This is a genomic window from Sulfitobacter sp. S190, assembly GCF_025141935.1.
In the GTDB taxonomy this organism is placed as follows: domain Bacteria; phylum Pseudomonadota; class Alphaproteobacteria; order Rhodobacterales; family Rhodobacteraceae; genus Sulfitobacter.
Window position 1 is genome coordinate 1973349 of the sequence record NZ_CP081120.1, and the last position, 22144, is coordinate 1995492.

31 protein-coding genes are annotated in these 22144 nt (G+C 63.2%); 7 read left to right on the forward strand and 24 right to left on the reverse strand.

The window, feature by feature from the left end:
- Positions 1 to 9 precede the first annotated feature (9 nt).
- From K3756_RS09955 to fabF, 15 genes are all read right to left on the reverse strand, one after another.
- Entirely contained in the window at positions 10 to 672 is a 663-nt protein-coding gene (locus K3756_RS09955; protein WP_259987034.1) for a phage tail tape measure protein, read from the reverse strand.
- Positions 669 to 872 (reverse strand): rcc01693 family protein, encoded by a 204-nt coding sequence (locus tag K3756_RS09960; protein WP_259987035.1) that lies wholly within the window; start codon positions 870 to 872, stop codon positions 669 to 671. Before K3756_RS09960 ends, K3756_RS09955 begins: the two co-directional genes overlap by 4 nt.
- Positions 869 to 1183, reverse strand: a complete 315-nt coding sequence (locus K3756_RS09965) for a gene transfer agent family protein (protein WP_259987036.1) — start codon at positions 1181 to 1183, stop codon at positions 869 to 871. The genes K3756_RS09960 and K3756_RS09965 overlap by 4 nt, the downstream gene beginning before the upstream one ends.
- Positions 1180 to 1614: a phage major tail protein, TP901-1 family gene (locus K3756_RS09970; RefSeq protein WP_259987037.1), complete on the reverse strand. Its 435-nt coding sequence runs from the start codon at positions 1612 to 1614 to the stop codon at positions 1180 to 1182. The genes K3756_RS09965 and K3756_RS09970 overlap by 4 nt, the downstream gene beginning before the upstream one ends.
- A gap of 40 nt (positions 1615 to 1654) precedes the next feature.
- Complete coding sequence (locus K3756_RS09975; protein WP_259987038.1) at positions 1655 to 2065, reverse strand: DUF3168 domain-containing protein; 411 nt, start codon at positions 2063 to 2065, stop codon at positions 1655 to 1657.
- Positions 2062 to 2400, reverse strand: coding sequence for a phage head closure protein (locus K3756_RS09980; protein WP_259987039.1), 339 nt, complete (start codon positions 2398 to 2400; stop codon positions 2062 to 2064). The genes K3756_RS09975 and K3756_RS09980 overlap by 4 nt, the downstream gene beginning before the upstream one ends.
- On the reverse strand, positions 2397 to 2987 hold the full coding sequence (locus K3756_RS09985; protein ID WP_259987041.1) for a hypothetical protein: 591 nt from the start codon (positions 2985 to 2987) through the stop codon (positions 2397 to 2399). Before K3756_RS09985 ends, K3756_RS09980 begins: the two co-directional genes overlap by 4 nt.
- Before the next feature lie 186 nt (positions 2988 to 3173).
- A complete protein-coding gene (locus K3756_RS09990; protein ID WP_259987043.1) occupies positions 3174 to 4349 on the reverse strand; it encodes a phage major capsid protein in 1176 nt (391 codons plus the stop codon).
- Positions 4346 to 4975 carry an HK97 family phage prohead protease gene (locus tag K3756_RS09995; protein ID WP_259987044.1) on the reverse strand — a complete coding sequence of 210 codons (630 nt, stop codon included), beginning with the start codon at positions 4973 to 4975 and terminating at the stop codon, positions 4346 to 4348. The genes K3756_RS09990 and K3756_RS09995 overlap by 4 nt, the downstream gene beginning before the upstream one ends.
- A 23-nt stretch (positions 4976 to 4998) precedes the next feature.
- Positions 4999 to 5181 carry a hypothetical protein gene (locus K3756_RS10000; protein WP_409202440.1) on the reverse strand — a complete coding sequence of 61 codons (183 nt, stop codon included), beginning with the start codon at positions 5179 to 5181 and terminating at the stop codon, positions 4999 to 5001.
- 40 nt (positions 5182 to 5221) lie between these two features.
- Positions 5222 to 6394 (reverse strand): phage portal protein, encoded by a 1173-nt coding sequence (locus K3756_RS10005; protein WP_259987046.1) that lies wholly within the window; start codon positions 6392 to 6394, stop codon positions 5222 to 5224.
- A 176-nt stretch (positions 6395 to 6570) separates the two neighbouring features.
- Complete coding sequence (locus tag K3756_RS10010; RefSeq protein WP_259993534.1) at positions 6571 to 7797, reverse strand: DNA-packaging protein; 1227 nt, start codon at positions 7795 to 7797, stop codon at positions 6571 to 6573.
- Positions 7798 to 7852: 55 nt separating this feature from the next.
- Positions 7853 to 8203 carry a hypothetical protein gene (locus K3756_RS10015; RefSeq protein ID WP_259987047.1) on the reverse strand — a complete coding sequence of 117 codons (351 nt, stop codon included), beginning with the start codon at positions 8201 to 8203 and terminating at the stop codon, positions 7853 to 7855.
- Between the two features lie 238 nt (positions 8204 to 8441).
- Positions 8442 to 9626 (reverse strand): endolytic transglycosylase MltG, encoded by a 1185-nt coding sequence (gene mltG / locus K3756_RS10020; protein ID WP_259987049.1) that lies wholly within the window; start codon positions 9624 to 9626, stop codon positions 8442 to 8444.
- Entirely contained in the window at positions 9627 to 10886 is a 1260-nt protein-coding gene (fabF, locus tag K3756_RS10025) for a beta-ketoacyl-ACP synthase II (RefSeq protein WP_259987050.1), read from the reverse strand.
- Positions 10887 to 11056: 170 nt separating this feature from the next.
- On the opposite strand from fabF, the gene K3756_RS10030 reads away from it, so the two are divergent.
- Positions 11057 to 11554 (forward strand): DUF421 domain-containing protein, encoded by a 498-nt coding sequence (locus tag K3756_RS10030; protein WP_259987052.1) that lies wholly within the window; start codon positions 11057 to 11059, stop codon positions 11552 to 11554.
- On the opposite strand, the gene K3756_RS10035 is transcribed toward K3756_RS10030, so the two are convergent.
- The 5 genes from K3756_RS10035 to fabD all read right to left on the reverse strand — a co-directional run bounded on the left by K3756_RS10035 (position 11551) and on the right by fabD (position 14922).
- Positions 11551 to 12084, reverse strand: a complete 534-nt coding sequence (locus K3756_RS10035) for a GNAT family N-acetyltransferase (RefSeq protein ID WP_259987055.1) — start codon at positions 12082 to 12084, stop codon at positions 11551 to 11553. The two genes, K3756_RS10030 and K3756_RS10035, sit on opposite strands and share 4 nt — an antisense overlap.
- A 176-nt stretch (positions 12085 to 12260) precedes the next feature.
- Positions 12261 to 12494, reverse strand: coding sequence for an acyl carrier protein (locus K3756_RS10040; protein WP_025052678.1), 234 nt, complete (start codon positions 12492 to 12494; stop codon positions 12261 to 12263).
- A gap of 203 nt (positions 12495 to 12697) precedes the next feature.
- On the reverse strand, positions 12698 to 13435 hold the full coding sequence (fabG, locus tag K3756_RS10045) for a 3-oxoacyl-ACP reductase FabG (RefSeq protein WP_259987057.1): 738 nt from the start codon (positions 13433 to 13435) through the stop codon (positions 12698 to 12700).
- A complete protein-coding gene (locus K3756_RS10050; RefSeq protein WP_259987059.1) occupies positions 13428 to 14000 on the reverse strand; it encodes a hypothetical protein in 573 nt (190 codons plus the stop codon). The genes fabG and K3756_RS10050 overlap by 8 nt, the downstream gene beginning before the upstream one ends.
- On the reverse strand, positions 13990 to 14922 hold the full coding sequence (gene fabD / locus K3756_RS10055) for an ACP S-malonyltransferase (RefSeq protein WP_259987062.1): 933 nt from the start codon (positions 14920 to 14922) through the stop codon (positions 13990 to 13992). Before fabD ends, K3756_RS10050 begins: the two co-directional genes overlap by 11 nt.
- Positions 14923 to 15077: 155 nt before the next feature.
- On the opposite strand from fabD, the gene K3756_RS10060 reads away from it, so the two are divergent.
- Positions 15078 to 16277: a cytochrome b/b6 domain-containing protein gene (locus K3756_RS10060; protein ID WP_259987063.1), complete on the forward strand. Its 1200-nt coding sequence runs from the start codon at positions 15078 to 15080 to the stop codon at positions 16275 to 16277.
- Positions 16278 to 16397: 120 nt separating this feature from the next.
- On the opposite strand, the gene K3756_RS10065 is transcribed toward K3756_RS10060, so the two are convergent.
- Both K3756_RS10065 and K3756_RS10070 read right to left on the reverse strand, forming a co-directional pair.
- Entirely contained in the window at positions 16398 to 16967 is a 570-nt protein-coding gene (locus K3756_RS10065) for a YceI family protein (RefSeq protein ID WP_259987064.1), read from the reverse strand.
- A gap of 145 nt (positions 16968 to 17112) precedes the next feature.
- Entirely contained in the window at positions 17113 to 17607 is a 495-nt protein-coding gene (locus K3756_RS10070) for a hypothetical protein (RefSeq protein WP_259987065.1), read from the reverse strand.
- Between the two features lie 289 nt (positions 17608 to 17896).
- Between K3756_RS10070 and rpsF the strand changes: the two genes are divergently transcribed.
- The 4 genes from rpsF (at position 17897) to K3756_RS10090 (ending at position 19899) form a co-directional block, all read left to right on the forward strand.
- Positions 17897 to 18250 (forward strand): 30S ribosomal protein S6, encoded by a 354-nt coding sequence (rpsF, locus tag K3756_RS10075; RefSeq protein ID WP_259987066.1) that lies wholly within the window; start codon positions 17897 to 17899, stop codon positions 18248 to 18250.
- Between the two features lie 27 nt (positions 18251 to 18277).
- Positions 18278 to 18505, forward strand: coding sequence for a 30S ribosomal protein S18 (gene rpsR, locus K3756_RS10080; RefSeq protein WP_005852865.1), 228 nt, complete (start codon positions 18278 to 18280; stop codon positions 18503 to 18505).
- A 12-nt stretch (positions 18506 to 18517) separates the two neighbouring features.
- A complete protein-coding gene (rplI, locus tag K3756_RS10085) occupies positions 18518 to 19159 on the forward strand; it encodes a 50S ribosomal protein L9 (protein ID WP_259987068.1) in 642 nt (213 codons plus the stop codon).
- Positions 19160 to 19422: 263 nt separating this feature from the next.
- Positions 19423 to 19899, forward strand: a complete 477-nt coding sequence (locus tag K3756_RS10090) for a lytic transglycosylase domain-containing protein (RefSeq protein WP_259987069.1) — start codon at positions 19423 to 19425, stop codon at positions 19897 to 19899.
- A gap of 91 nt (positions 19900 to 19990) precedes the next feature.
- Here the strand turns inward: K3756_RS10090 and tig are convergent, their stop codons facing one another.
- Complete coding sequence (gene tig / locus K3756_RS10095; protein ID WP_259987071.1) at positions 19991 to 21322, reverse strand: trigger factor; 1332 nt, start codon at positions 21320 to 21322, stop codon at positions 19991 to 19993.
- A gap of 134 nt (positions 21323 to 21456) precedes the next feature.
- Positions 21457 to 21741 carry a DUF2312 domain-containing protein gene (locus tag K3756_RS10100; RefSeq protein ID WP_259987073.1) on the reverse strand — a complete coding sequence of 95 codons (285 nt, stop codon included), beginning with the start codon at positions 21739 to 21741 and terminating at the stop codon, positions 21457 to 21459.
- A gap of 123 nt (positions 21742 to 21864) precedes the next feature.
- On the opposite strand from K3756_RS10100, the gene K3756_RS10105 reads away from it, so the two are divergent.
- Complete coding sequence (locus K3756_RS10105) at positions 21865 to 22104, forward strand: hypothetical protein (RefSeq protein WP_259987075.1); 240 nt, start codon at positions 21865 to 21867, stop codon at positions 22102 to 22104.
- Positions 22105 to 22144: the final 40 nt, after the last annotated feature.

Genomic DNA, 22144 nt, shown 5'->3' on the forward strand with positions numbered 1-22144 from the left:
CTTCTTGAATTAACGGTTGCGCTGACCCGAGCTGAGCGCGCGGCTCATCTGGGCTGCGATCTGTGCGCGGCTGCGTTGAAAGCCTTGCACATCCGGTGTCGAAATGTTCATGGTGACCGAAACGTTCTGACCACCTCCGCCGCCGGCGCGGACGCCCAACTTTCCGTCGGGCCCGCGGGAAAGCGGCATGATGGCTTCGGGTCCGGCTTCGCCCATTACGCCCAGGCCTCCGCGCATGCCAAAGTGGGTGGCCTGACTGATCACGCCTCCGTCGGCAAAGGGCATGACCTTGCCCTGGCTGAACGGCGCACCGTTGGCAAAGGGCAATACCCCCTGCACAAGCCCGCCAACCCCTTGGGTGATAAGACCGCCAAAATGGTCGGTCACGGGTTTCACGGCGGCATTATAGGCCGTACGGGACAGCGATTGCGCAACGGTCGTCAGCGCATCGGACAGCTTCACACCGTCCAGAACGACCCCGTCGAACGCTTTGCGCAGACCTCGGCTCAACCCTTTCTCGAAGGTCGCCATATCCTGCCCCGTCGCAGCAAGCGACGCGCGCATCCGGCGCAATTCGCTGTCAAATCCGGCAACCAGCGGCCCGGTCTGGGCCAATGTCTGGTTCAGCGTGCCCGCTTCATCGTTCAGACCATCGAAATTCTCGTCCGTCATTCTTGCGATCCTTTCACTTGATCGGGATAGGCCGCCATAAGGGCCGCCAGCCCGTCGCTCAGCAGTGGCCGCGATCCGCCCGCGTCACCCAGCATCATTTGCAACTCTGCAGGGGTCAGCGCCCAGAACGCGTCCGGGCTCAGCCCCACCCCCTGCAACCCGGCCCGCAACAATGCGGGCCAATCAAAGCCGCCACTCATGTGTCGAGCGCGAAGGCCCGCGCCAGTAGCTCTGCCGCGGCCCGCGCCGCAGCAACAGGCCCGCCTTCAATGTCCGCCTGCGCCAGCGCAGTTTGGGTCACTTGCGCGCCGCCTCCCCGTAGACCCGCGCCCAACAAGGCCAAAACGTCACGGCTGGTAAATTGGCCGCTCTCGAACCGCTCCACCAAAGACACCAGTGACGGCTCGGCAAGCGCCTCCTCAAGCTCGGCCAACGCGCCCAAGGTCAGCTTCATGCACTGGCGTTCACCGTCGATCACCAGTGCGACCTCGCCCCTCCAAGGATTGGTCATGGCGCAACCACATCCTCGACGTCAGGCACGAAGTTCAGCTGGCCCGCCGACTGAAGGCTCAGCTCATAGGTGGCCTCCCCGTTCAGCTGGCCGGAATACTCCAGCGATGACACCTGGAAAGGCCCTTCGACGATGCCGAAATCCGGGATCACGATCTGGAAATTCGGGGTCAGCCCGTCGAAAAACAGCTGGCGTGCCCGCTCGTCGGTGCTTTCGTCGCGAAACACACCCGACCCGCTGATCGCAGCAGAGCGTACGCCGGCCCCGCCCAGCAATTCGCGCCAGCCACCGGCACTGTCGAGCGATGTCACCTCGACGGCCTCCGCGTTAAAGCTGACCCGCGTGGCACGCAGGCCCGCGATGGTTTCAAAATTGCCGTCTGTCGTCATGTCGACCTTGATCAAAAGGTCCTTGCCTGCTTGAACAGCCATCTCGTCTTCTCCTCGTGAAATGCCTTTGGGCGGTTAAGTTTCAGTCGTCCTGGAGCCGCGCCACAAAGCGCAGATCAATCTGGCGGGTCTGGGCGCCGTCGCGGCGCTGCGCGGTCGCCCGCTCGAAATTGAGAAACACCAGCGTGCCGCGATCCAGCGTCAGATCCGCTCCGTGCAACGCGTCGCACACCGCACCGGCTGCCTGCTTGGCCGTGGCGAAACCGGGGGCTGCGGTGATGATCGACACGGCAAAACGGTGGCGCGCACCGGCGCCCGTGCCGTCGGATGCATCCGTGACCTGCTCATCGCCCAAGCGGATGTAGATATCGGGCAGTGTCCCCGCCGGAACCGCGTCATAAATCGCGCCGCCGACCAAGGCATCCAATGCCGTATCACTGCTCAGCGCGGCGAAAACGGCCGCCTGCAAAGCCCCTGAAAGCGCATAGCTCATACCACCGTCTCCTCTTCGGCGCTGCACAGCAGATACCGCCCTTCGGGATCGCGCTCGGCGACGGCGGCGATGGTGTAGATCCGGTCGCCCTCGCGGAACCGCTGTTGGGGCATCGGACGGGCCGGATCGCCAACCGGGGCGCCGCGCACCGTTATCCGCAGACCACTGCGGCTGACCGGTGCACCGGCCTGCGCCGTCTCGCGCCCCGCGCGGGCCACGACCTCGGCCCACATGGTCCCCAGCGGCACCCAGCCCTGCACATAGCCCCCCGCCCCGTCGCTCAGCTGATCGGGATGCTCCAGCACCAGCCGCCTGTTCAACCGTGGCGCGCTCATGGCTTGGCCCCCAGACGCATCATCCGGAACCGCTCGATCAGGCTGGTCACACCGAAGGGCATGCACCCGTCGGACAGCGCAGTATCGTGGCGGTATTCATAGAAATGCGCGGCCAGCATCAGAACGGCCTGCTGCAGATCACCCGGCAGCCCGGCCCAGTCGCTGGCGAACCCAGCCACCAGTTGCACGCGCAGCTCACCGCCCTTTTCGGGACCCGGCAACGCGGTGCCTGTGGGCCGGATGCGCGGGCTGTGGCCATCACGCTCCAACCAGTACACCGCCGGATCGACAACCGTGGCCATACCCGTCCGGCTGATCAGCGCCAACTGGGCAATCTCGCCCACCGGTGCGACGGGAATGGACTGGGCCGTCGCATCCGACCACCCGGCCAGCGTCCAGCGGAAAGTACGCCGCATCAGCGCCTTGCCGGTACGGGCCTCGATGGCCGCCATTGCAGCCCGCAAGAAGCCGCGCAGCACTTCGTGTTGCACATCCTGCGTGCCAAAACCGCTGCCCATGCGCATATGCGCCTTGAACGCTTCAACCGGCAGGGCCGCGTCCGGTACGCTTGTTTCTTCGATCAACATGCCAAAGCCTCTTTCCTGTCCCCTCGAATTCTCACCACCCCGGCCCCCGGTGCCGGACGCACACCCGTCATCGCATCGCTCGGTTGGAGGGGAGCAGCTGGACAATGCGATAACGGTATTGCTTGGGCGTACGCCCGGGCCATGGGGCGAAGATCCATCGCCTTCGCCCCACCTTCGACGCCGCGCTTAAGCGGTGCCGAATTTCAGCAGTTTGATGGCCGCAAAGTCGCTCACATCGCCGCCCACGCGCTTGGTGGCATAGAACAGGACATGAGGTTTGGCGCTGAAAGGATCGCGCAGGATGCGCAGATCGGGGCGCTCGGCGATCGTGTAACCCGCCGCAAAGTCACCAAAGGCGATCGACAGCGAATCCGCCGCCGGATCGGGCATGTCCTCGGCGATCAGCACAGGATACCCCATCAAACGGGCAGGCTCGCCCGCGGCCAGACCGTCGGACCACAGGAAACGACCATCCGCATCCTTGAGCTTGCGCACCTGACCGGCCGTTTTCGAGTTCATCACGAAGGAGCCGTTGGCGCGGTACTGCGCACCCAGCGCATAGACCACATCCACAATCGCCTCACCCGTGACCTCTCCCGCAACATCGGTCGGCACATAGCCCAGATTGCCCCAGGCCCACACGTCATTGTCGACCGTGGCATGGGTCAGGAAACCCTTGGGCTTGTCGATGCCATCACCGGCGACAAAGGCGTTGGCCTCTGCGCGGGCGAACTTGTCAGCGATGCGGCCCGCAAGCCATGCCTCGATGTCGAACGCCGCATCGTCCAGCAAACGCTGCGACGCTTTGGGAAGGGCGCTCAGCTCGTGCAGCGGTACGGTGATACGGTCGATCTGGGGCGTGTCGCTCTCGGCGACGGAGCCCGTCTCGCTCGCCCAACCGGCACCGACGTCGGTGTGATCGACCAGCACGTCGTACGATGTGGCCTCCACGTTGACGACAGTGGCAATCGCACGGATGGATGCCGTGGTGCTCAGCACCGACTGCACCGTCTGCGACGTCTGCGGATCGACAAGGTAGCCACCGTCGGAATTGACGGCCGTGGACATTGCCTTGCCCTCCAGCTCAAGGCCGCGCAGGCCGTCGTCGTCGCCGGTACGCACATAGGCGTTAAAGGCTTTCTGATGCGGCGCACCCGCATCAACAGCACCACCCAAAGGGGGACGTGCAGCAGTCATTGTCTTGCGATCCAGCATGGTCATACGCTCTTCCGTTTGTTGAAGTTTGGTCTCAATGTCGGCCTGAAAGCCCTTGAAGTCGTGGACAAATCCCGTCACGGCACGTCGCACGTCCTCTGCTGGGGACACCTGAGCGTTCCCAGTCTTCTGTTCGGTCCTGCTCATGGGCATTCCCCTTTGCTTGGTGGTTGCAGCGGCATGTTGAGATCGGCCCGCGCCGCCTCGAACGTCGCCGCCATGTCGCGCAGGATGCAGTCCAGCCCGACAAAACTGTCGGCCTTGGCCCCCACCCGCGCACTGGGCAACATCGGGAAGGTCACCAGCGACACCTCCCAAAGCTCCAGTTCCTGCAAGAGCCGCTGGCCCTTGGTATTCTTGCTGGCCCGCACGGTGCGGTACCCGATCGACAACCCGTCGATGGCCCCCGCATTGATGAGGGCAATCGCCTCACGGCCCTTTTCGACCGATGCCAGGATACGGCCCTTCACAAACAGACCGCGCGCATCCTCGCGCACTTCATCCCAGACGCCGATGGGCTGCGCGGCATCATGCTGCCATAGCATCTTCACGCCACGGTCGGCCTCCCGCAGGGCCTTCAGGCTCGCCGCATAAGCCCCCGCTTCGACCACATCATTGCCTTGATCGGGATCGCCGAAAAAGCTGGCGTAGCCACTGATCTCGACACCCTCGTCAACCTGCGCCACCGCATCGAGCGCCATAAACTTGCGCTCCAGTCCGGGCAAACCTCCTCCGGTCTCCGGGCCCAGCCCGAAGCTCATACTCGTCTGCATGTCGCTAACTCCTTATTCGCGTCTCAGCCCGCTACCGGGGCCACCACCAGAAATGACTGCACAGCCTGCGCCAGGATCACGGCGACGACCCCGTACACCGTCAGCCAAAGCCGTTTTTCCAACCGCTCCATCATCTGCTCGATCCGGTCGAGCCTGCGTTCAAGGTTGGCGAAATGGATGCCTGTGACCTGTTCATGGGCCTGCAGCCGCATTCCCGGTGCGCATTGAAACCGCTCCACCGGCAAATCACTCATCCGCTGCGACCGCCGGCAGCCCCAGCAGGCTGCGCTTTTCCGCGTCGCTCAGAAAGGCGGCTGAGGCCACGCGTTTCCATTGCGCATCGCGTTCCGCGCTCAACGCCGGCACCTGGTCCAGGTCGGGCTTCAGCTGCACGTCGTCGCCGGTAAACTCCGACAACCAATGGCTCAGCACGGCCGTCACACGGGTGGCCAAGGGCAACACCGTCAGGCGGTAAAACGCCCGGTGCGCCTCTTGGTAGTTTGCATAGGTGGCATCCCCCTGCACCCCGATCAACATGGGCGGCACGCCCAGGGCCAGCGCGATCTCGCGCGCGGCGGCTTCCTTGGTTTTCTGGAACTCCATGTCCGAGGGCGAGAACCCCATCGGCTTCCAGTCCAGCCCCCCCTCCAGCAGCATCGGCCGACCGGCATTGCGCGCGCCCTGATGGTGGGTTTCCATTTCGCTGACCAACCGTTCGTATTGATCCGTGCTCAGGCTGCCTTGCCCTTCGGCCCCGCGGTACACGATGGCCCCCGATGGCCGCGCCGCATTATCAAGCAGCGCCTTGCTCCAGCGGGATGCAGAGTTGTGGACATCGACCGCCGCGGCCGCCGCCTGCATCGGGGCAAACCCGTAATGATCGTCCTGCGGGTGGAAATTGCGGATGTGGCAGATCGGGGCCGCAGCACTCACGTCAAAGCGGTGCTTGCGCCCGCCGACCGCGTACTCATAGGCCACCGGCCATCCATCGCTGCCCGGCACCACAGACATCCGCTCCGAGCGCAGCACGTGCAATTCGACAGGCGCGCCCATATCGGCACCCACCGCCTCGACGTATCCATCCCCCGACAGCAAAAGCTGGGCATAAAGCGCCTCAAGCAGCTCCGCGCGGCCCTGCGCCCCGTTGGGACGGGCCATCAGGGACAGCAGAGGATGGGTCTCGAAGCGGCGTGTGTCGTCCTGCAACACCAGCGGCAGCGCCGCGGCCGCCTCCGCAATCAGCTTCACCGACCGGAACCCGATGGGGTTACCCGCAAAACCGGTCCGCGTCAGCGATTGTGTGTCGCGCGGGCTCCACGCCACACGGCCGTTGGTCTGCATCGCAACCACACGCCCGGTCGCCGACGCCTTCGCTTCCGGCACCTCTGCCGTTCCACGCCGTAGAAAATCAAACACCATGCCGCGCTCCTGATCCATCGTCCCGAAAATTTCCGCCAGACCCTCTGGCCTGTCCGCTTCGAAAATCAATTTCTCACCGAAGCATTAACGCGCGCACACCAGTGCGTACGCCGCCCGCGCAACACGAAAAAAGGGGGCCCGAAGGCCCCCTTTTCCATTCCTATGCCCATCCTGCGCTACAGGCTGCGCACACCGGGTTGGCGCCACGACGCCGCAGGCGCGATCATCAGCTCATGCAAGGCCCAGACAAGCGCGTCGACACGGTCGGGCGATCCGCCGCCCTCGTATCCTTGCGCGGTCATGCGCACCATCTGGTCCTCCAGCGCGTCAAGCCCCGCCACATGGGTCACGCGTCCCTGCTCGTAAAGCGCGGCAACCGGTTCCGCGCGTGCGACCTTGCCGCGCGACGCATGAACACTCTTATAGGGCACCAGCGGATCAATCTGGCGAATGACCTCCTCGACAAGCTGGCCGCCCTGGTTGACCTCTGCCACCAACCGGTCGGCGCCGTAGTGCTCCATCGCGGTGATGGCCGCCCGCGCCCAGCCGCTCGGGCCCATACCCTGCACCGTCGCGTCCCCCAGAACATAGGCACGCCAATCCTGCGGCGGTCCTTGCTGGACCACGCCCGCAACCACGATGCCGCATTCGTCCGATCCCGCCCCCGCGGTCGTGGCAGGATCAACGGCCACGACAATACGGTCGAGCGTGGGCACCTTGCGGGCCCGCAAATTCTCCAGCATCCGGGACGACCACAACGCGCCGTCGGCATCGGCCAGCAACACGCCGTCCAGTTCCTGACGGCCCAACCGTGTGCCTTCGTACCGCGCGCGCACCTCCTCGAGAAACGATGCCGCCAGATTGGCGCGATTGGCCTCTGTCGGGGCTTGCGTGACCACCGTCGATGGCGCATCCAGCAGGGTCTTGAGCACCCCGACATTGCGGGGCGTGGTGGTCACACACACCCGCGGATCATCGCCCAGCCGCAGCGCGAACTGCAGCATGTCCCACGTCTCTTGCGCCTTTTTCCATTTCGCCAGCTCATCGACCCAGGCCCCGTCGAATTGGGGCCCGCGCAGCCCTTCGGGATCATGCGCGGAATGCACGGTGGCAATCGCTCCGTTGGGCCAGACCAACCGCTTGCGGGAGGCCTCCCAACTCGGCTTGCGGTCGTCAGGGGTGCACGCAAGGATACCGCTGTCGCCGAAAATCATGACCTCGCGCACCTGATCGACGGTTTCGCCGACCAGCGCGATGCGTTTTGCCCGTCCTGTGTCCAGCGGCAGCGATCCCTCGACCATGCTGCGCACCCATTCCGCACCGGCGCGCGTCTTGCCTGCACCGCGCCCCCCCATGATCACCCAGGACCGCCAATTCCCGTCGGGCGGCAACTGGTGATCCATCGCCCAGAACTCGAACAAAAAAGGGAGAGCACGAAGCTCTCCCTCATCCAGTCCCTCAAGGAACGCCGCCTGGATCGGCGGTGCAGCGGAGGCGATCCAGCTTGCACCCGATGTCAGCCCGTGCCCGGTCGAGATCGAGCGCGTGCCCCCCGCGGGCAATACCGGCTTGTTTGTTTCTGCAGTCATTCAGCAAAAGCTCCGCTTTCTGGCAGCGACCAACCGCATCACCAACACTGGCAATGGTCTTGGACGCCGCTGTTCCATTGATTTCCTCCCCGGCTTGGGCCCGTTGTTTCAGGCTCTCTAGTTCTACCCGCAGATCGGCGAGTGCACGGCGCACCGAAAGAAAAAGCTCTTCGGTTTCCGCCAACTCGGCATCTGCGTGGGCCGGGGTGAGTACAGTCATCTTGTCAGATGTCCTTTCGCTTGGGGTCTCCAACCGACAGGCACGAAAAAACGGCCACTGACATCCGTCAGGGCCGATCACCCACGCCTCCTAGCGTATTACAATCTATACGGGAAAGCGTACGCAAAGTCAAGGTTGAAGGGGTTAACAAGCCCTGCCGGCGGCGTGCGCCCGCTTCACCAAATGGCCCTTCGTGCCCACGAAAAAGGGCCGCTGCGCGGCCCCGTTTCACGTCTGATCAGTTCCCGCTGGCAGAGGCATCTTCAGCCGCCGCCGCGGCCCGCTCGGCCTCGATCTCGCGCCAGCGCGCGACATTGCGGTTATGCTCGTCCAATGTCTGGGCAAACGCGTGACCGCCTGTCCCGTCCGCCACGAAAAAGATGAACTCCGTCTCCGGCGGCTGTGCAGCGGACATCAGGCTGGCACGTCCCGGGTTGGCGATGGGCGTCGGCGGCAGCCCTTCGATCACGTAGGTATTGTACGGCGTCGCCGCCCGCAGCTCGCTGCGGCGCAGCCCCCGGCCCAGCACACCTTCGCCATTGGTGATGCCATAAATCACCGTGGGGTCGGTCTGCAGGCGCATGCCCTGGTTCAGGCGGTTTACGAACACGCTGGCCACCTGCCCGCGCTCCTCGGCCACCCCTGTCTCCTTCTCCACGATGGAGGCCAGCGTCAGCAGATCCTCTTTCGTCTCGATCGGCAGATCCTCGTCGCGGGCCTCCCACGCCGCATCCAGAAGCCGCACTTGGGCCGCCTGCATCCGTGCGATGATGGCACCGCGGTCGTCGCCCTTGCGCACTTCATAGCTATCCGGCGCAAGCGATCCCTCCGCGGGTGTTTGCGCGATCTCACCGTCCAGCACGTCCATCTGCTGCAAGGCATTGGCCACCTGCCAGCTTGTCACACCTTCGGCCATCGCCACACGCAGGCGCGTGTCAGCCTCGGCCAGTGTTTCGGTATAATCTGCGGGCGTTTCATCCTCGGCGGGATCAAACTGCACCACTTCGCGGAACTGGTTGGTCGCGGGGTCGAGTTCACGGACCTGCACGCTGATACGGTTCACACCGATGCGGTAGACGACTTCGGTGCCACAGGTGCTGGCGCCGCCGCGGGTCACCACATCGACAATCTCGCGCATGGTCGATTCCGGCTCGACAAGGAACGAACCGGCCTTCAACTGGCCCGTCTTTTCCTCGTAATCCGCACCGACCCTGAAAATCGCCGCCGAACTGACAGCCCCCTCATCGGCAAGCTGTTCGGACACCCGTCGCATGTTGCTGCCGCTCTTGACCTGCAGACAGATCGCCTCGCTCAGCGGACCGGGCGTGTCGTATTGCGCCCGCCCCCACAGAATGACGCCGCCCAGCAGAAACAGACCCACCATCAGAAAGGTGATCGCATTGGCCGCAACGTGTCGCCACATCTAGTCGACCTTTCCGAACAAAACGCTCGCGTTGGTGCCGCCAAAGCCGAAGGAGTTGCTGAGTGCGACGTTGATTTCACGCTTCACGGCGGCGTTGGGGGCAAGATCGATCGCTGTCTCGACGGCCGGATTGTCAAGGTTGATCGTCGGCGGGGCAATCTGGTCGCGGATCGCAAGGATCGAGAAGATGCCCTCGATCGCGCCTGCCGCCCCCAAGAGATGGCCGGTCGCAGACTTCGTCGATGACATTGTCACCTTGCCCGCATCGGGGCCCATCATCCGCTCTACGGCACCCAACTCGATGGTATCGGCCATCGTCGATGTGCCATGGGCATTGATATAGTCGATGTCCTTCGGCTCCAGACCAGCATTGCGCAGGGCCGCGCGCATGGACCGCTCGCCGCCTTCGCCGTCCTCGGACGGGGCGGTGATGTGATAGGCATCGCCCGACAGACCATAGCCGATCACCTCGGCATAGATCTTCGCGCCGCGCGCCTTGGCGTGCTCGTATTCTTCCAGCACCACGATGCCCGCGCCCTCGCCCATCACGAACCCGTCGCGGTCGGCGTCGTAGGGGCGGCTGGCCGCTTTCGGATCATCGCCGCGCTTGGTCGACAGCGCCTTGCACGCGTTGAAACCGGCAATCCCGATCTCGCAGATCGCAGCCTCGGCGCCTCCCGCGACCATCACATCCGCATCTCCGTGCTGGATCAGACGGCTCGCGTCCCCGATGGCATGCGCGCCGGTCGAACAGGCCGTCACCACCGAATGGTTCGGCCCCTTGAAGCCGTATTTGATGCTGACCTGACCGGAAATCAGGTTGATCAGCGCACCGGGCACAAAGAATGGGCTCACCCGCTTGGGTCCTTTTTCCGCCATCATCACGGCGGTGTTGGCAATCGAATTAAGCCCGCCGATGCCCGACCCGATCAACACACCCGTGCGCTCGAGGCTCTCGCTGTCCTCCGGCGTCCAACCGGCGTCTTCGATGGCCTGTTGCGCCGCGGCCAGACCGAACAGGATAAAGGTATCGACCTTGCGCTGGTCTTTGGGAGCCATATAGGTGTCGGCACAAAAGGTGCCGTCGCTGCCATCGCCCAACGGCACTTCGCAGGCGTATTGCGTGACCAACTTGCTGGGGTCAAAGTTGGTGATCGGCCCCGCACCCGACTGGCCGTCGAGAATACGGCGCCAGCTTTCTTCGACCCCGTCCGCCAACGGCGTGACCAACCCCAACCCAGTGACAACCACTCTGCGCATAATTTCAGGCCCTTCGGTATGAATTCCTTGTCGCGCTATACAGTGGGGATGGCGGGCAGTTCAAGCCTCCTGCCGCGACACCGGCAACCGGCTGCGCGATGTGTCGCCGCGCGGGGCGCGGAACCATCGGGCAACGTGCGGGGTTGAACCGGACAATCCAAGAGGGCCAGATGCCGGAATTCCTGTTTATCGTACTGCGCACCATCGTTGCCCTTGGCGTGATCATCGCGCTCACCCGTTACTTCGGGTTGCGCAGCTTTTCGAAAATGTCGGGCTTCGAATTTGCGGTCACCGTGTCCATCGGCTCGGTCCTCGCGGGGGCCGTCACCACGCTCGACACACCGCTGTTTGTTTTCGTCATCGCGTTGGCTGCACTGTTTGCGGTGCAATACGGGCTGGCGCGCTTGCGCACCTTGAACGACCGCGCTCAGCAGGCGCTGGACAATGACCCCCTGATGATCCTCGAAAACGGTGAAGTGCTGGACGAAAATCTGGCACAGGCCGGCATGACCCGCGATGATCTGTGGGCCAAGCTGCGCGAGGCGAATGCCTATGACATCTCTGCCGTCTTTGCGGTGGTGGTCGAAAACACCGGTGACATCAGCGTGCTGCACGGCCCGTCCGAAAACGGCCCCAGCCCCGAATTGCTCGACGGTCTGCGCCGCTAGACCGGTGGCCCGTTGCGCACCATCAACTGCACCCGATCGCCCTCTACCTGCGTCTCGCGCATCGCGACATAGCCCAGCTCGGAGGCAAGGCGCAGCGATCCGTCGTTCTCGGGCGTGATCATGCACACGGTGCGGCCCGCCACGATCCGGTCAAACCAGTCGTGCGCGGCATTCGCAGCCTCCAGCCCCAAACCCTGCCCCTGCGCATCCGGCGACAGGATCCACCCCGCCTCGGGATAGGGGTCGAAATCGGAGCCAAGCCCGCGTGAGCCGAAAAAGAAACCGGTCTGGCCGCTCATCTGGGTCTGGCCGTGGACCTGCACCGCCCACTGGCCAAAGCCCGCGATCTGCCAATGGCCCGCGTTGCGCAAAAATGCGTCCCAACTGCGCGCCTTGGGCCACGGCTTGCCGCTGATGTGCGTGACAACGGCGGGCGTGGCCCAGATGTCCGCATAGCGGTCGAAATCCTCACGGCGCATGGCCCGCAGGGTCAAGCGTTGGGTATTGATGGTTGGTACGGTGCGCGACATGGCGGTGAATTTCCTTCACTCTGACGGTCGGTAGGGCCTGCTGTACCGTCAGATTATCAACACGATGCCGCGCAACAAGCTTAAATCGCGTTAAAATAGAAAAACGGCGCCGTTCCGCATAGGAAGGCGCCGTTTTGTGTCTCAAAATCCACCGGTTGCCCGGCAGAGCCCGCCGCTTAGGAGGCTTCCTTGATGAACTTGACCGCGTCACCGAAGGTCTGGATGTTCTCTGCCGCGTCGTCCGGGATCTCGATGCCGAATTCTTCTTCAAACGCCATCACCAGTTCAACGGTGTCCAGGCTGTCTGCGCCCAGGTCGTCGATGAACGAAGCGTTCTCTGTCACTTTGTCCTCTTCAACACCAAGGTGTTCCACAACGATCTTCTTTACGCGTTCTGCGACGTCGCTCATTCTTTAGTCCTCACATTTGGGCCAGTAGGCCCCTTTGGGTGCCTGCCCGCCACGCGAACGCGAGGGGCAGAAAATGCCCCAAAAGGGGCGGCTCGTTACCCTTGCTTGCACAAGGTGGACAGCACAATCAAGCACTGGTCCGGATAAATCTGCGCCCCCTTTAGCATAAGACACGAGGGACGCAAACGCTTTCGCAAAGCGCCTTACAACATGGCCATGCCACCGTTCACATGCAAGGTTGCGCCCGTAATATATGCCGCTTCATCGCTGGCCAGATACACGACCGCACCGGCAATTTCGCCCGGTGTGCCCATGCGGCCTGCGGGAATCTGGCCCATGATTCCCGTTTTCTGATCATCGGTGAGCTTCTCGGTCATCGCCGTTTCGATAAATCCCGGGGCAACCGCATTGACGGTGATGCCGCGGCTTGCCACCTCGTAGGCCAGCGATTTGGACATGCCCACCATCCCTGCCTTCGACGCCGCATAGTTCGCCTGTCCGGGATTGCCCGTGGCCCCCACCACCGAACTGATGTTCACGATCCGGCCCCAGCGGGCTTTCATCATCCCGCGCATCACGCCCTTGCACAGCTTGAATGTCGCCGTCAGGTTCACGTCCAGCACCGACTGCCATTCGTCGTCGGACATCCGCATGAACAGGTTGTCGCGGGTGATGCCTGCGTTATTGACCAGAATATCAACCGATCCCATCGCTTCGGCGGCCTGCTTGGGCAATGCCTCGACCGCCGCCATATCGCTCAGGTTACACGGCAGCACATGCGCCCGCGCGCCCAGATCCGCCGCAAGCGCCTCCAAAGGCTCTGTGCGTGTGCCAGACAGGCCGACGGTCGCGCCCTGTGCATGCAACTGGCGGGCGATATCGGCGCCGATGCCCCCCGACGCGCCGGTCACCAACGCATTTTTACCTGTCAAATCAAACATCTGTCCGTCCTTCCGTGTTCAAGGGGCGCAGCGGCGCTGTCAAAAGCCCCGACTGCGAAACCTCCGTCTCGCTCAGTGCATGTATCCGGTCTGCGCCTGCGTTACGCAAGCCAAAGGCGCTTTGGGTGGCCGGTCCGGCCATCCGCGCGGCAAATGCGGCCAGCGCCGGATCGTCCCATCCGACGGGCACGATTTGCGCACCGGCAACCGCTTCGCGGGTCACACCGCCCAGAAAAGGCGCGATCGCGGCTCCCGCAACGCGGCTGTCGCTTTGCAGATGGGTCGACAATCCGCCCGCCCGCACGCGCATCCCCATGGCGATTGCGGCCGCCACATCGTGACGCCCGCCCATATCCTGCACAAAAATCTCTGTAATCTGCGGGTTCTGCGCAAGGATCGTGGCAAAATCATCCGCCGTGCGTGCCGTGATCCGGCCCGACATCAGCAACCTGTTGCCTGTGCCTGTAAAGCTGGTGCGCGGCAAAACACGCGCGCGCACGCCGCACCCCGTCATCATCGCCAGCGCGCCCAGCATCACGGCCCTGCGGCCGGTCTCAGCCCTCAAGGACGGCCTTCACATCCGCCGCCACACCCACGTTGCGCAGCGTGGCGTCCTTGTGGATGCGCCGGATCATGCCCAACAGCGCCTTGCCCGCGCCAATCTCCCAGAACTCGGTCACGCCATTGGCGACCATCCACTCCACCGACGACCGCCAGCGCACCCGGCCCGTGACCTGCTCGACCAACAGGTTCGGCACCTGTGCGGCATCGGTCACGGCGGCGGCGGTGACATTGGCCACCAGCGGCACGCGCAACGCGCCGGGCGTCACCTCGCCAAGCGCCGCGCGCATTTCGTCGGCGGCAGGCTGCATCAGGGCACAGTGGAACGGGGCGGATACCGGCAAAGGCAAGGCCCGCTTGGCCCCCGCCGCCTTGGCCAGCACGATCGCGCGCTCCACCGCGTCCTTGTTGCCCGAAATCACGTTCTGTGTGGGGTCGTTTTCATTGGCCAGCTGGCACACATCGCCCTGTGCCGCCTCTTGCGCCACCGCGGCCACCGCATCCGCGTCCAGCCCCAGCACGGCTGCCATGGCGCCCTGCCCCACGGGCACCGCCGACTGCATCGCCTGACCGCGCGTGCGCAGCAATCTTGCCGTATCGGCCAGACCGTACACACCGGCCGCACAAAGCGCGGAATACTCACCCAGCGAATGGCCCGCGACGAAAGACGCGCGATCGATCTCCACGCCCTCTGCCTCCAGCGCCCGCATCGCGGCAATCGACGTGGCCATCAGCGCGGGCTGCGCATTCTGCGTCAGGGTCAGCTCTTCGATGTCACCCTCCCAGATCAGGGTGCTGAGCTTTTCGCCCAAAGCCGCGTCGACCTCCTCAAAGACCGCCCGCGCCGCGGGATAGTTTTCGGCCAGATCGCGGCCCATGCCGATGCTTTGTGCGCCCTGACCGGGAAATACGAATGCGATGCTCATGAACGGGACCCTTCCGTCGTGTGTTTTGCCTTGGTTTACCTGCCGTCGCCCAATTCAACAAGGGCGCACACAAACCGTGCGCGCCTCCCCATTGCGGCCACCGGTCACCTGCGTATCCTGCCGGGGCAAAGCTACCCTCCCGAAGGATACACACCATGCCCCTTTCCAACACCACGACCCGCTACGGCAGCGTGACCAAAGGTTTTCACTGGCTGACGGCCCTGCTGGTGCTGACGCTCATCCCCGTGGCGGTGATCGCGAACCGCCTGCCCTATGACACCTCCGAACAGCTGGCGCAAAAGGCGTGGCTGTTTTCGCTGCACAAGACGCTGGGCGTCACGGTGTTTTTCGTGGCGCTGCTGCGTATCGTCTGGGCGGTCGGGCAGCCCAAACCGGCGCTGCTGAATGCCGATCGCAAGCTGGAGAGTTTCGTCGCCGAAGCGGCGCACTGGCTGCTCTACGGCTCGCTGGTGCTGGCGCCGCTGTCGGGGTGGATCCACCACGCGGCCACCAGCGGTTTCGCCCCGATCTGGTGGCCCTTTGGCCAGTCGCTGCCGCTTGTGCCCAAATCCGAAAGCGTCGCGGGCGTGTTTGGCGGTCTGCACTGGGTCTTTACCAAGGTCATGGTCGTGACGATCCTTGCCCATATTGCAGGCGCGCTGAAACACCATCTGGTTGATCGCGATTCCACCCTGCGGCGGATGCTGCCCGGCCAGGCGACGCTGCCACCGCTCTCGGCGGCGGACCACTCCAAAGGGCCCCTTGCCGGTGCGCTTGCCGTCTGGGCACTGGCCCTCGGTCTGGGCTGGGCTCTGGGCGTCTATGCGCCGCACGGCGAGACGGTCGCCGCCGCTGAACTGGCCGAGGTCGCATCGGATTGGGAGGTTCAGGAAGGCGAGATCGCCATCACCGTGACCCAACTGGGCTCCGAGGTAACCGGCAGTTTTGACAGCTGGACATCGGCGATTGCCTTTGACCCCACCATCGACACGGGCAAAATGGGCAGCGTCGAGACACAGATCGCCATCGGCTCGCTCACGCTGGGATCGGTCACGGCGCAGGCGCTCGGCCCCGATTTTTTCAATGCGCAGGCTTTCGAGACAGCCACCTATTCCGGCGATATCTTCAAAGCACCCGACGATTACGAGGTTCGCGGCACCCTCACGATCAAGGACACGTCCGTTCCCCTGACCCTGCCGTTCCAGCTGACGCTCGACGGGGAAACCGCCGACATGCAGGGCCGTCTGACGCTGGACCGGCGCGATTTCGGGATCGGCGACAACATGACAGACGAAAGCTCGCTCGCCTATGCGGTGGACGTGCGCATTGCACTGCAGGCCACCCGCGCGCCTTGACCTGCGCAAAACGAAAGGCCGGCCCCCGCAGCGGCCGGCCGATTTTGAGTATTTATGGCCAAATGAGAAAACGCCGCCCCGTATTTCAGGGGCGGCGTTTGTCGGGACGGGGCAGAAGGTTTATTCGGCCTTCATCGCCTCAATCGAAATCGTCACGTCGACTTCGTCGCTGACATTCGGGGCGAAGGCGCCCACATTGAAGTCCGAACGGAGCAGTGTCGTTGTCGCGTCAAAGCCGGCCCAGGCCTTTTGCGCCATCGGATGTGTGCCCGTCTGGTTCAGCGTGGCATCCAGCACCACCGATTTGGTGACATCGTTCATGGTCAAATCGCCGGTGATCTTGGCGGTGTCGTCGCCCGTCACTTCGATGGCGGTCGAGGTGAAGGTGATCACGTCCTCATCGGTGGCGCCGAAGAAGTCATCGGACATGAAGTGCGCCTCGCGCTGTTCCCAGCCGGTGAACATCGATTTTGTCGGCATGGAGACGGTCACGGTGGAGTTGGACGGATCTTCGGCGTCGAACATGATTTCGCCTTCGAAACCGGAGAACATGCCGAATGTGGTCGAGAAACCAAGGTGATTGTAGGAAAACAGAACCTGGCTGTGGCTGCTGTCGAGCACGTATTTTTCCGCCGCGAAGGCCATGCTGGCAGAAGCGGACATCAGGGCGGCAAGGACGAGGGATTTCATAGGGCGTATCTCCTGTTTGGTGTAAGATACGGCACTATGTGATCCATCCGGGCGCGATCGCAACTGCGCAGCGCTCCACAGGTTCTGCGCAAAAGCGAACATTCGCCGGTGCGCGGATGCACAAAACCCTTTCAACAGTCGGTGTTCAGGCCAGTTTTCCGACCCCGCGCAGGGCGCCGATCAATTTGGCGTGTGCGGCGGCATTGCTGAGCATGATCTCGGCCAGCATCCGGCCATCGGCGGCAAAGAACGCCAGCTGGCGGCCATCCTGCTGCACTTTTTCCAGCGCCGCGAAGCTGTGGCGTTCGATCAGGCGGCGGCCGCCGTTCGACTGTTCGCGCACCAGCCGCAATTCGGAGGCGGCCGCGTCGATCTCCACCGTGGGCGCGAGGGGCGACAGGCTGTTTTGCCACAGGCCGATGCCTGCAAGGGCCGCGATGGCCGACAGGCTCAGCTTGAACAGCATCATGTCCGGCTCCCAGCTGGCACCGGGGGCCATCCACAGACCGACGGTGGTGATGACAAGGGCAACGGCAAAGACGCGCTGCAGGATACGGATCAACATCCGCGACCCGTCGACCGTACGCACGAGGGCGAGGTTGGGTACATCGGGCTGGGCGAAATCAGCTGTGGCAGTCATCTTATTTCCCTCGTCAGTTGTTTTCCAAGAGTTGGACGGGAAAAGAGACCAAATCGGGGCAGCTGTGCGGCGCGGGTCGGGCGATCCTGGGGTATTTACACACAGTGTCGCGGTATCACGCGCGCCGTTGGTGCGATACGCCACGCTGGGCGCTTGCACGTCTGGCCAAACCGTGTATATGCGGGGCTTCTCTTGCACAGAGACATGAACCGCGCAGTCTCTCGTGGGGGGGCCGCAAGAGGAACACAGCCCCGCCTTTGAAATGCGCCTTGAAATAAGTGGAGCACACATGCCGCTATATGAGCATGTCATGATTGCGCGTCAGGACTTGTCCAACACGCAAGCCGAAGGCCTTATCGAACATTTTGGCACCGTCCTGTCCGACAACGGCGGGAAACTCGTGGACAGCGAGTACTGGGGCGTCAAGACGATGGCCTACAAGATCAACAAGAACCGCAAGGGCCACTACGCCTACCTGCGCTCCGATTCTCCCGCGCCCGCGGTGCAGGAAATGGAACGCCTGATGCGCCTGCACGACGACGTGATGCGCGTGCTGACGATCAAGGTAGACGAACACAAAGAGCTGCCTTCCGTGCAAATGCAAAAACGTGACGAGCGTGAAGGCCGTCGCGAACGCCGCTGATCTGGCTTGAAGAAGAGGACCTAACCCATGGCTGCAAAACCATTTTTCCGCCGTCGTAAAGTCTGCCCCTTCTCGGGCGACAATGCACCGGCGATCGACTACAAAGACACACGTCTGCTGCAACGCTATATTTCCGAGCGTGGCAAGATCGTGCCATCCCGTATCACCGCGGTATCCGCCAAGAAACAACGCGAGCTGGCCCGTGCCATCAAACGCGCCCGTTTCCTGGCCCTGCTGCCCTACGCCGTGAAGTAAGGAGAAACCGACATGCAAGTTATCCTTCTTGAACGTGTTGCCAAGCTTGGCCAGATGGGCGACGTCGTCGACGTCAAACCCGGCTACGCACGCAACTATCTGCTGCCCCAGCAGAAGGCCCTGTCCGCGTCCAAAGCGAACATCGAAGCCTTCGAGACGCAAAAGGCACAGCTTGAAGCACAGAACCTGGAGACCAAGAAAGAGGCCGAAGCGATGGCCGACAAACTCTCCGGTCAGCAGTTCATCGTGATTCGTTCCGCTTCCGACGCAGGCGCGCTCTATGGCTCCGTCACCACCCGTGACGCTGCCGAAGCGGCCACCGAAAACGGCTTTACCGTCGACCGCAAGCAGGTCGTGCTGGGTGCGCCGATCAAATATCTGGGCGTCCATGACGTGCAGGTCGTTCTGCACCCCGAAGTCGAAGCCACAATCGAGCTGAACGTCGCCCGTTCGCCCGAAGAGGCCGAGCTTCAGGCATCCGGCAAATCCATTCAGGAACTGGCCGCGGAAGAAGAAGCCGCCGCTGATTTCGAGATTGCCGAACTGTTTGACGACATTGGCTCTGCGGCATCCGAAGACGACGATCTGGCGGAATCCGCCGGTGTGTCGCCCGACGACACGCCAGACAACATCGTCGAAGGCGCGCGCGACTGATCGCCAGCGCCCGATCGCGAAGAAATCGAACGCCGCGCAGCTTCTGCGCGGCGTTTTTCGTATCACACCCGCCGCTGTTGGGCACAATCACCACCACAGGACACCCGCCATGATGAACAGTCCGTTCGACGCGTAAAGGCCCCCTGCCTGAGCCCGCGGCCTCCGGCAACTCCCCGCCGACCCCGCCGCCTGCGCGGCAATGGCGCTTGCCCCGTGCCCCCCGCTCGGCGATCAAGGCCATGCAACAACCCGACAGAGCGATCATGCCCCACCCCACACGCCGAACCTTTCTTACCCTCCTGTGCGGTGGCGCATTGGGGGCATGCGGCGCCCGCACGCCAGAACCGGCCGCACCGCCAGCGCTCCCGCTCTTTCCCAACGAAACGCCGGAATTGCGGGCCAAGATCAACTATTGGGCGGATTTCTACGATCTGCCCCGCCCGCTGGTGCACAAACTGGCCGTGCGCGAAAGCACCCATAACCCAAAGGCCCGCAATGGCCCCTACTACGGGCTGCTGCAAATCCTGCCCGCCACCGCGCGGACGATGGGGTTCCGGGGCCAGCCTTCCGATCTGCTGGACGCCGATACAAATCTGGAATTTGCGTTGAAATACCTGCGCGGTGCGTGGCTTTTGTCGGACGGCGATCATGCCACCGCAATCCAGTGGTACGCGCGCGGCTATTATTACGAGGCCAAGCGCCGTGGCATGCTGGTCGAAACGGGGTTGCGCCCCGGCTGAGCAGCCGCCCATCTTCCAACAAAAAAGCCCCGCAGCGTAAACTGCGGGGCTTTCATTATGGAAAACGGCCCGCAGGCCCCGCCCATAAGGCTTACTCTTCTTCCAGCGCTTCTACAGCTGCCTGAAGATCGTCCTTGGACACTTCCTTTTCGGACACGGTCGCTTTTTCGAACACGTGATCGACAACCTTGTCTTCAAACAGCGGCGCGCGCAGCTGTTGCTGCATCTGCTGGTTTTGTTGAACGAATTCAAAGAACTGGCGCTCCTGACCGGGGTACTGACGCGCCTGGTTCATGATCGCCTGGGTCATCTCGGCGTCGGACACCTCGACTTCGGCCTTCTGGCCCAGCTCGGCCAGCAACAGGCCCAGACGGACGCGGCGGGCGGCCAGCTTCTTGTGCTCGTCGGTGGGTTCGATCTCGGGGTGATCGTGGCCTTCGACTTCGGGGTTTTCCTCGTGCCACAGCTGGTGGGCAATCTGGCCCGCTTCCGCATCCAGCAGCGACGGCGGCAGATCGAAATCAACCAGCTTGTCCAGCTCGTCCAGCAGGGCACGCTTCATCACCGCGCGCGACGCGCCGGTGTATTCGGCTTCCAGACGCTCACCGATCTGGGTTTTCAGACCGGCCAGATCCTCGGCACCGAACTTGGTGGCCAGCTCGTCGTTGATCTCGGCGGCAACGGGTTCCTTGACCTCTTTGATCGTGCAGGAGAACACGGCCTCTTTGCCTTTGAGATGCTCGGCCTGATAATCGTCGGGGAAGTTGACGGTGACGTCCTTTTCTTCCTCGGCCTTCACACCGACCAGCTGCTCTTCGAAACCGGGGATAAAGCTGTTGGAGCCCAGCACCAGCGGGTAATCCTCGGCGGAACCGCCCTCGAATGCCTCACCGTCGACCTTGCCGACGAAATCCATCACGACCTGATCGCCGTCTTTTGCCTTGGAGCCCTTCTTGCGGGCTTTGAAATCCTGCGCCGTCTCGGCCAGCGAGGACAGCGCCTCGTCGATGGAGGCGTCATCGGCCTTCACAACCAGCTTTTCCAGCTTGATGCCGGACAGATCGACCTCGGGGATCTCGGGCAGCGCCTCATAGGACATCGTCACTTCGACGTCGTCGCCTTCTTTCCAGTCCTCGTTGGTCATCTTGACCTCGGGCTGCATCGCGGGGCGATCGCCGGACTTCTCGAAATGCTCGTTCATCGCGCCGTCGATGCTTTCCTGCATCGCTTCGCCCATAACGCGCTGGCCGAACTGCTTTTTCAGCAGCGCCATGGGCACCTTGCCCTTGCGAAAGCCTTTCATTTCAACTTCGGGCTGGGCTTCTACCAGCTTTTCGTTGACCTTGGCGTCCAGCTCATCCGCCGTCAGCGTGATGGCGTAACCGCGTTTCAGACCGTCGTTCAGCGTCTCTTTGACCTGCATGTGTGCTCCATAGCGTAGGGCCGCGCGCGGGCGCGGGGCATCAAAATTTGTGCTCTTCTATTGAGGCTGCGCCCAAGGCGCAAGGGGCCATTGCAGCGTGCCGGAATTGGCCGGTTGCAAAGGCCCCGGCGGGCTCACATGCCCAGGGCTTCCTTGTACATGTCCAGCACCGCTTCTTCTTCGGCGATGTCGTCGGGCTCGCGCTTGCGCAGGGCAATCACCTTGCGCAGCACCTTGGTGTCATAGCCGCGCGATTTCGCCTCGGCCATCACTTCCTTTTGCTGCTCGGCAAGGTCCTTCTTCTCGGCATCCAGCCGCTCGATCCGCTCCACGAACTGGCGCAGCTCGTTGGCGGTGACGCGGTACTGCGCGTCGCCGGGGGCGTCCTCGGTGACGGGATTTGTGCTCATATCGCTCATGGGCGGCTCCTTTTGGGGGTCAAACGTGGGGGGATTGGATCGGTTGGCTGCCTGACTATCGCGGCCCGCCCGCCCCCGCAAGCCGCACTTGCCGGGGCGGCGGGATTATCCTAAAGCGGGGCCATGGAACAAGACGCCTCTCCCGCCCTCGACGCCCTGATCTGGGCCGGAACAGCCGTGTCCCTTCTGGGGCTGCTCGGCCTGATCTACTGCATCATCCGCGTTAGCCGCGCCAAAAAGGCAGGGCTGAACGACGAAGAAATGCGCGACGTGCTCAAGAAAGTCGTGCCGCTCAACATGGGCGCGCTGTTTTGCTCGGTCATCGGCCTGATGATGGTGATCGTGGGCATCTTCCTCGCCTGACCCGCACCTGCCTCTTGTGGCAACGCCCCGCCCTGCGTAT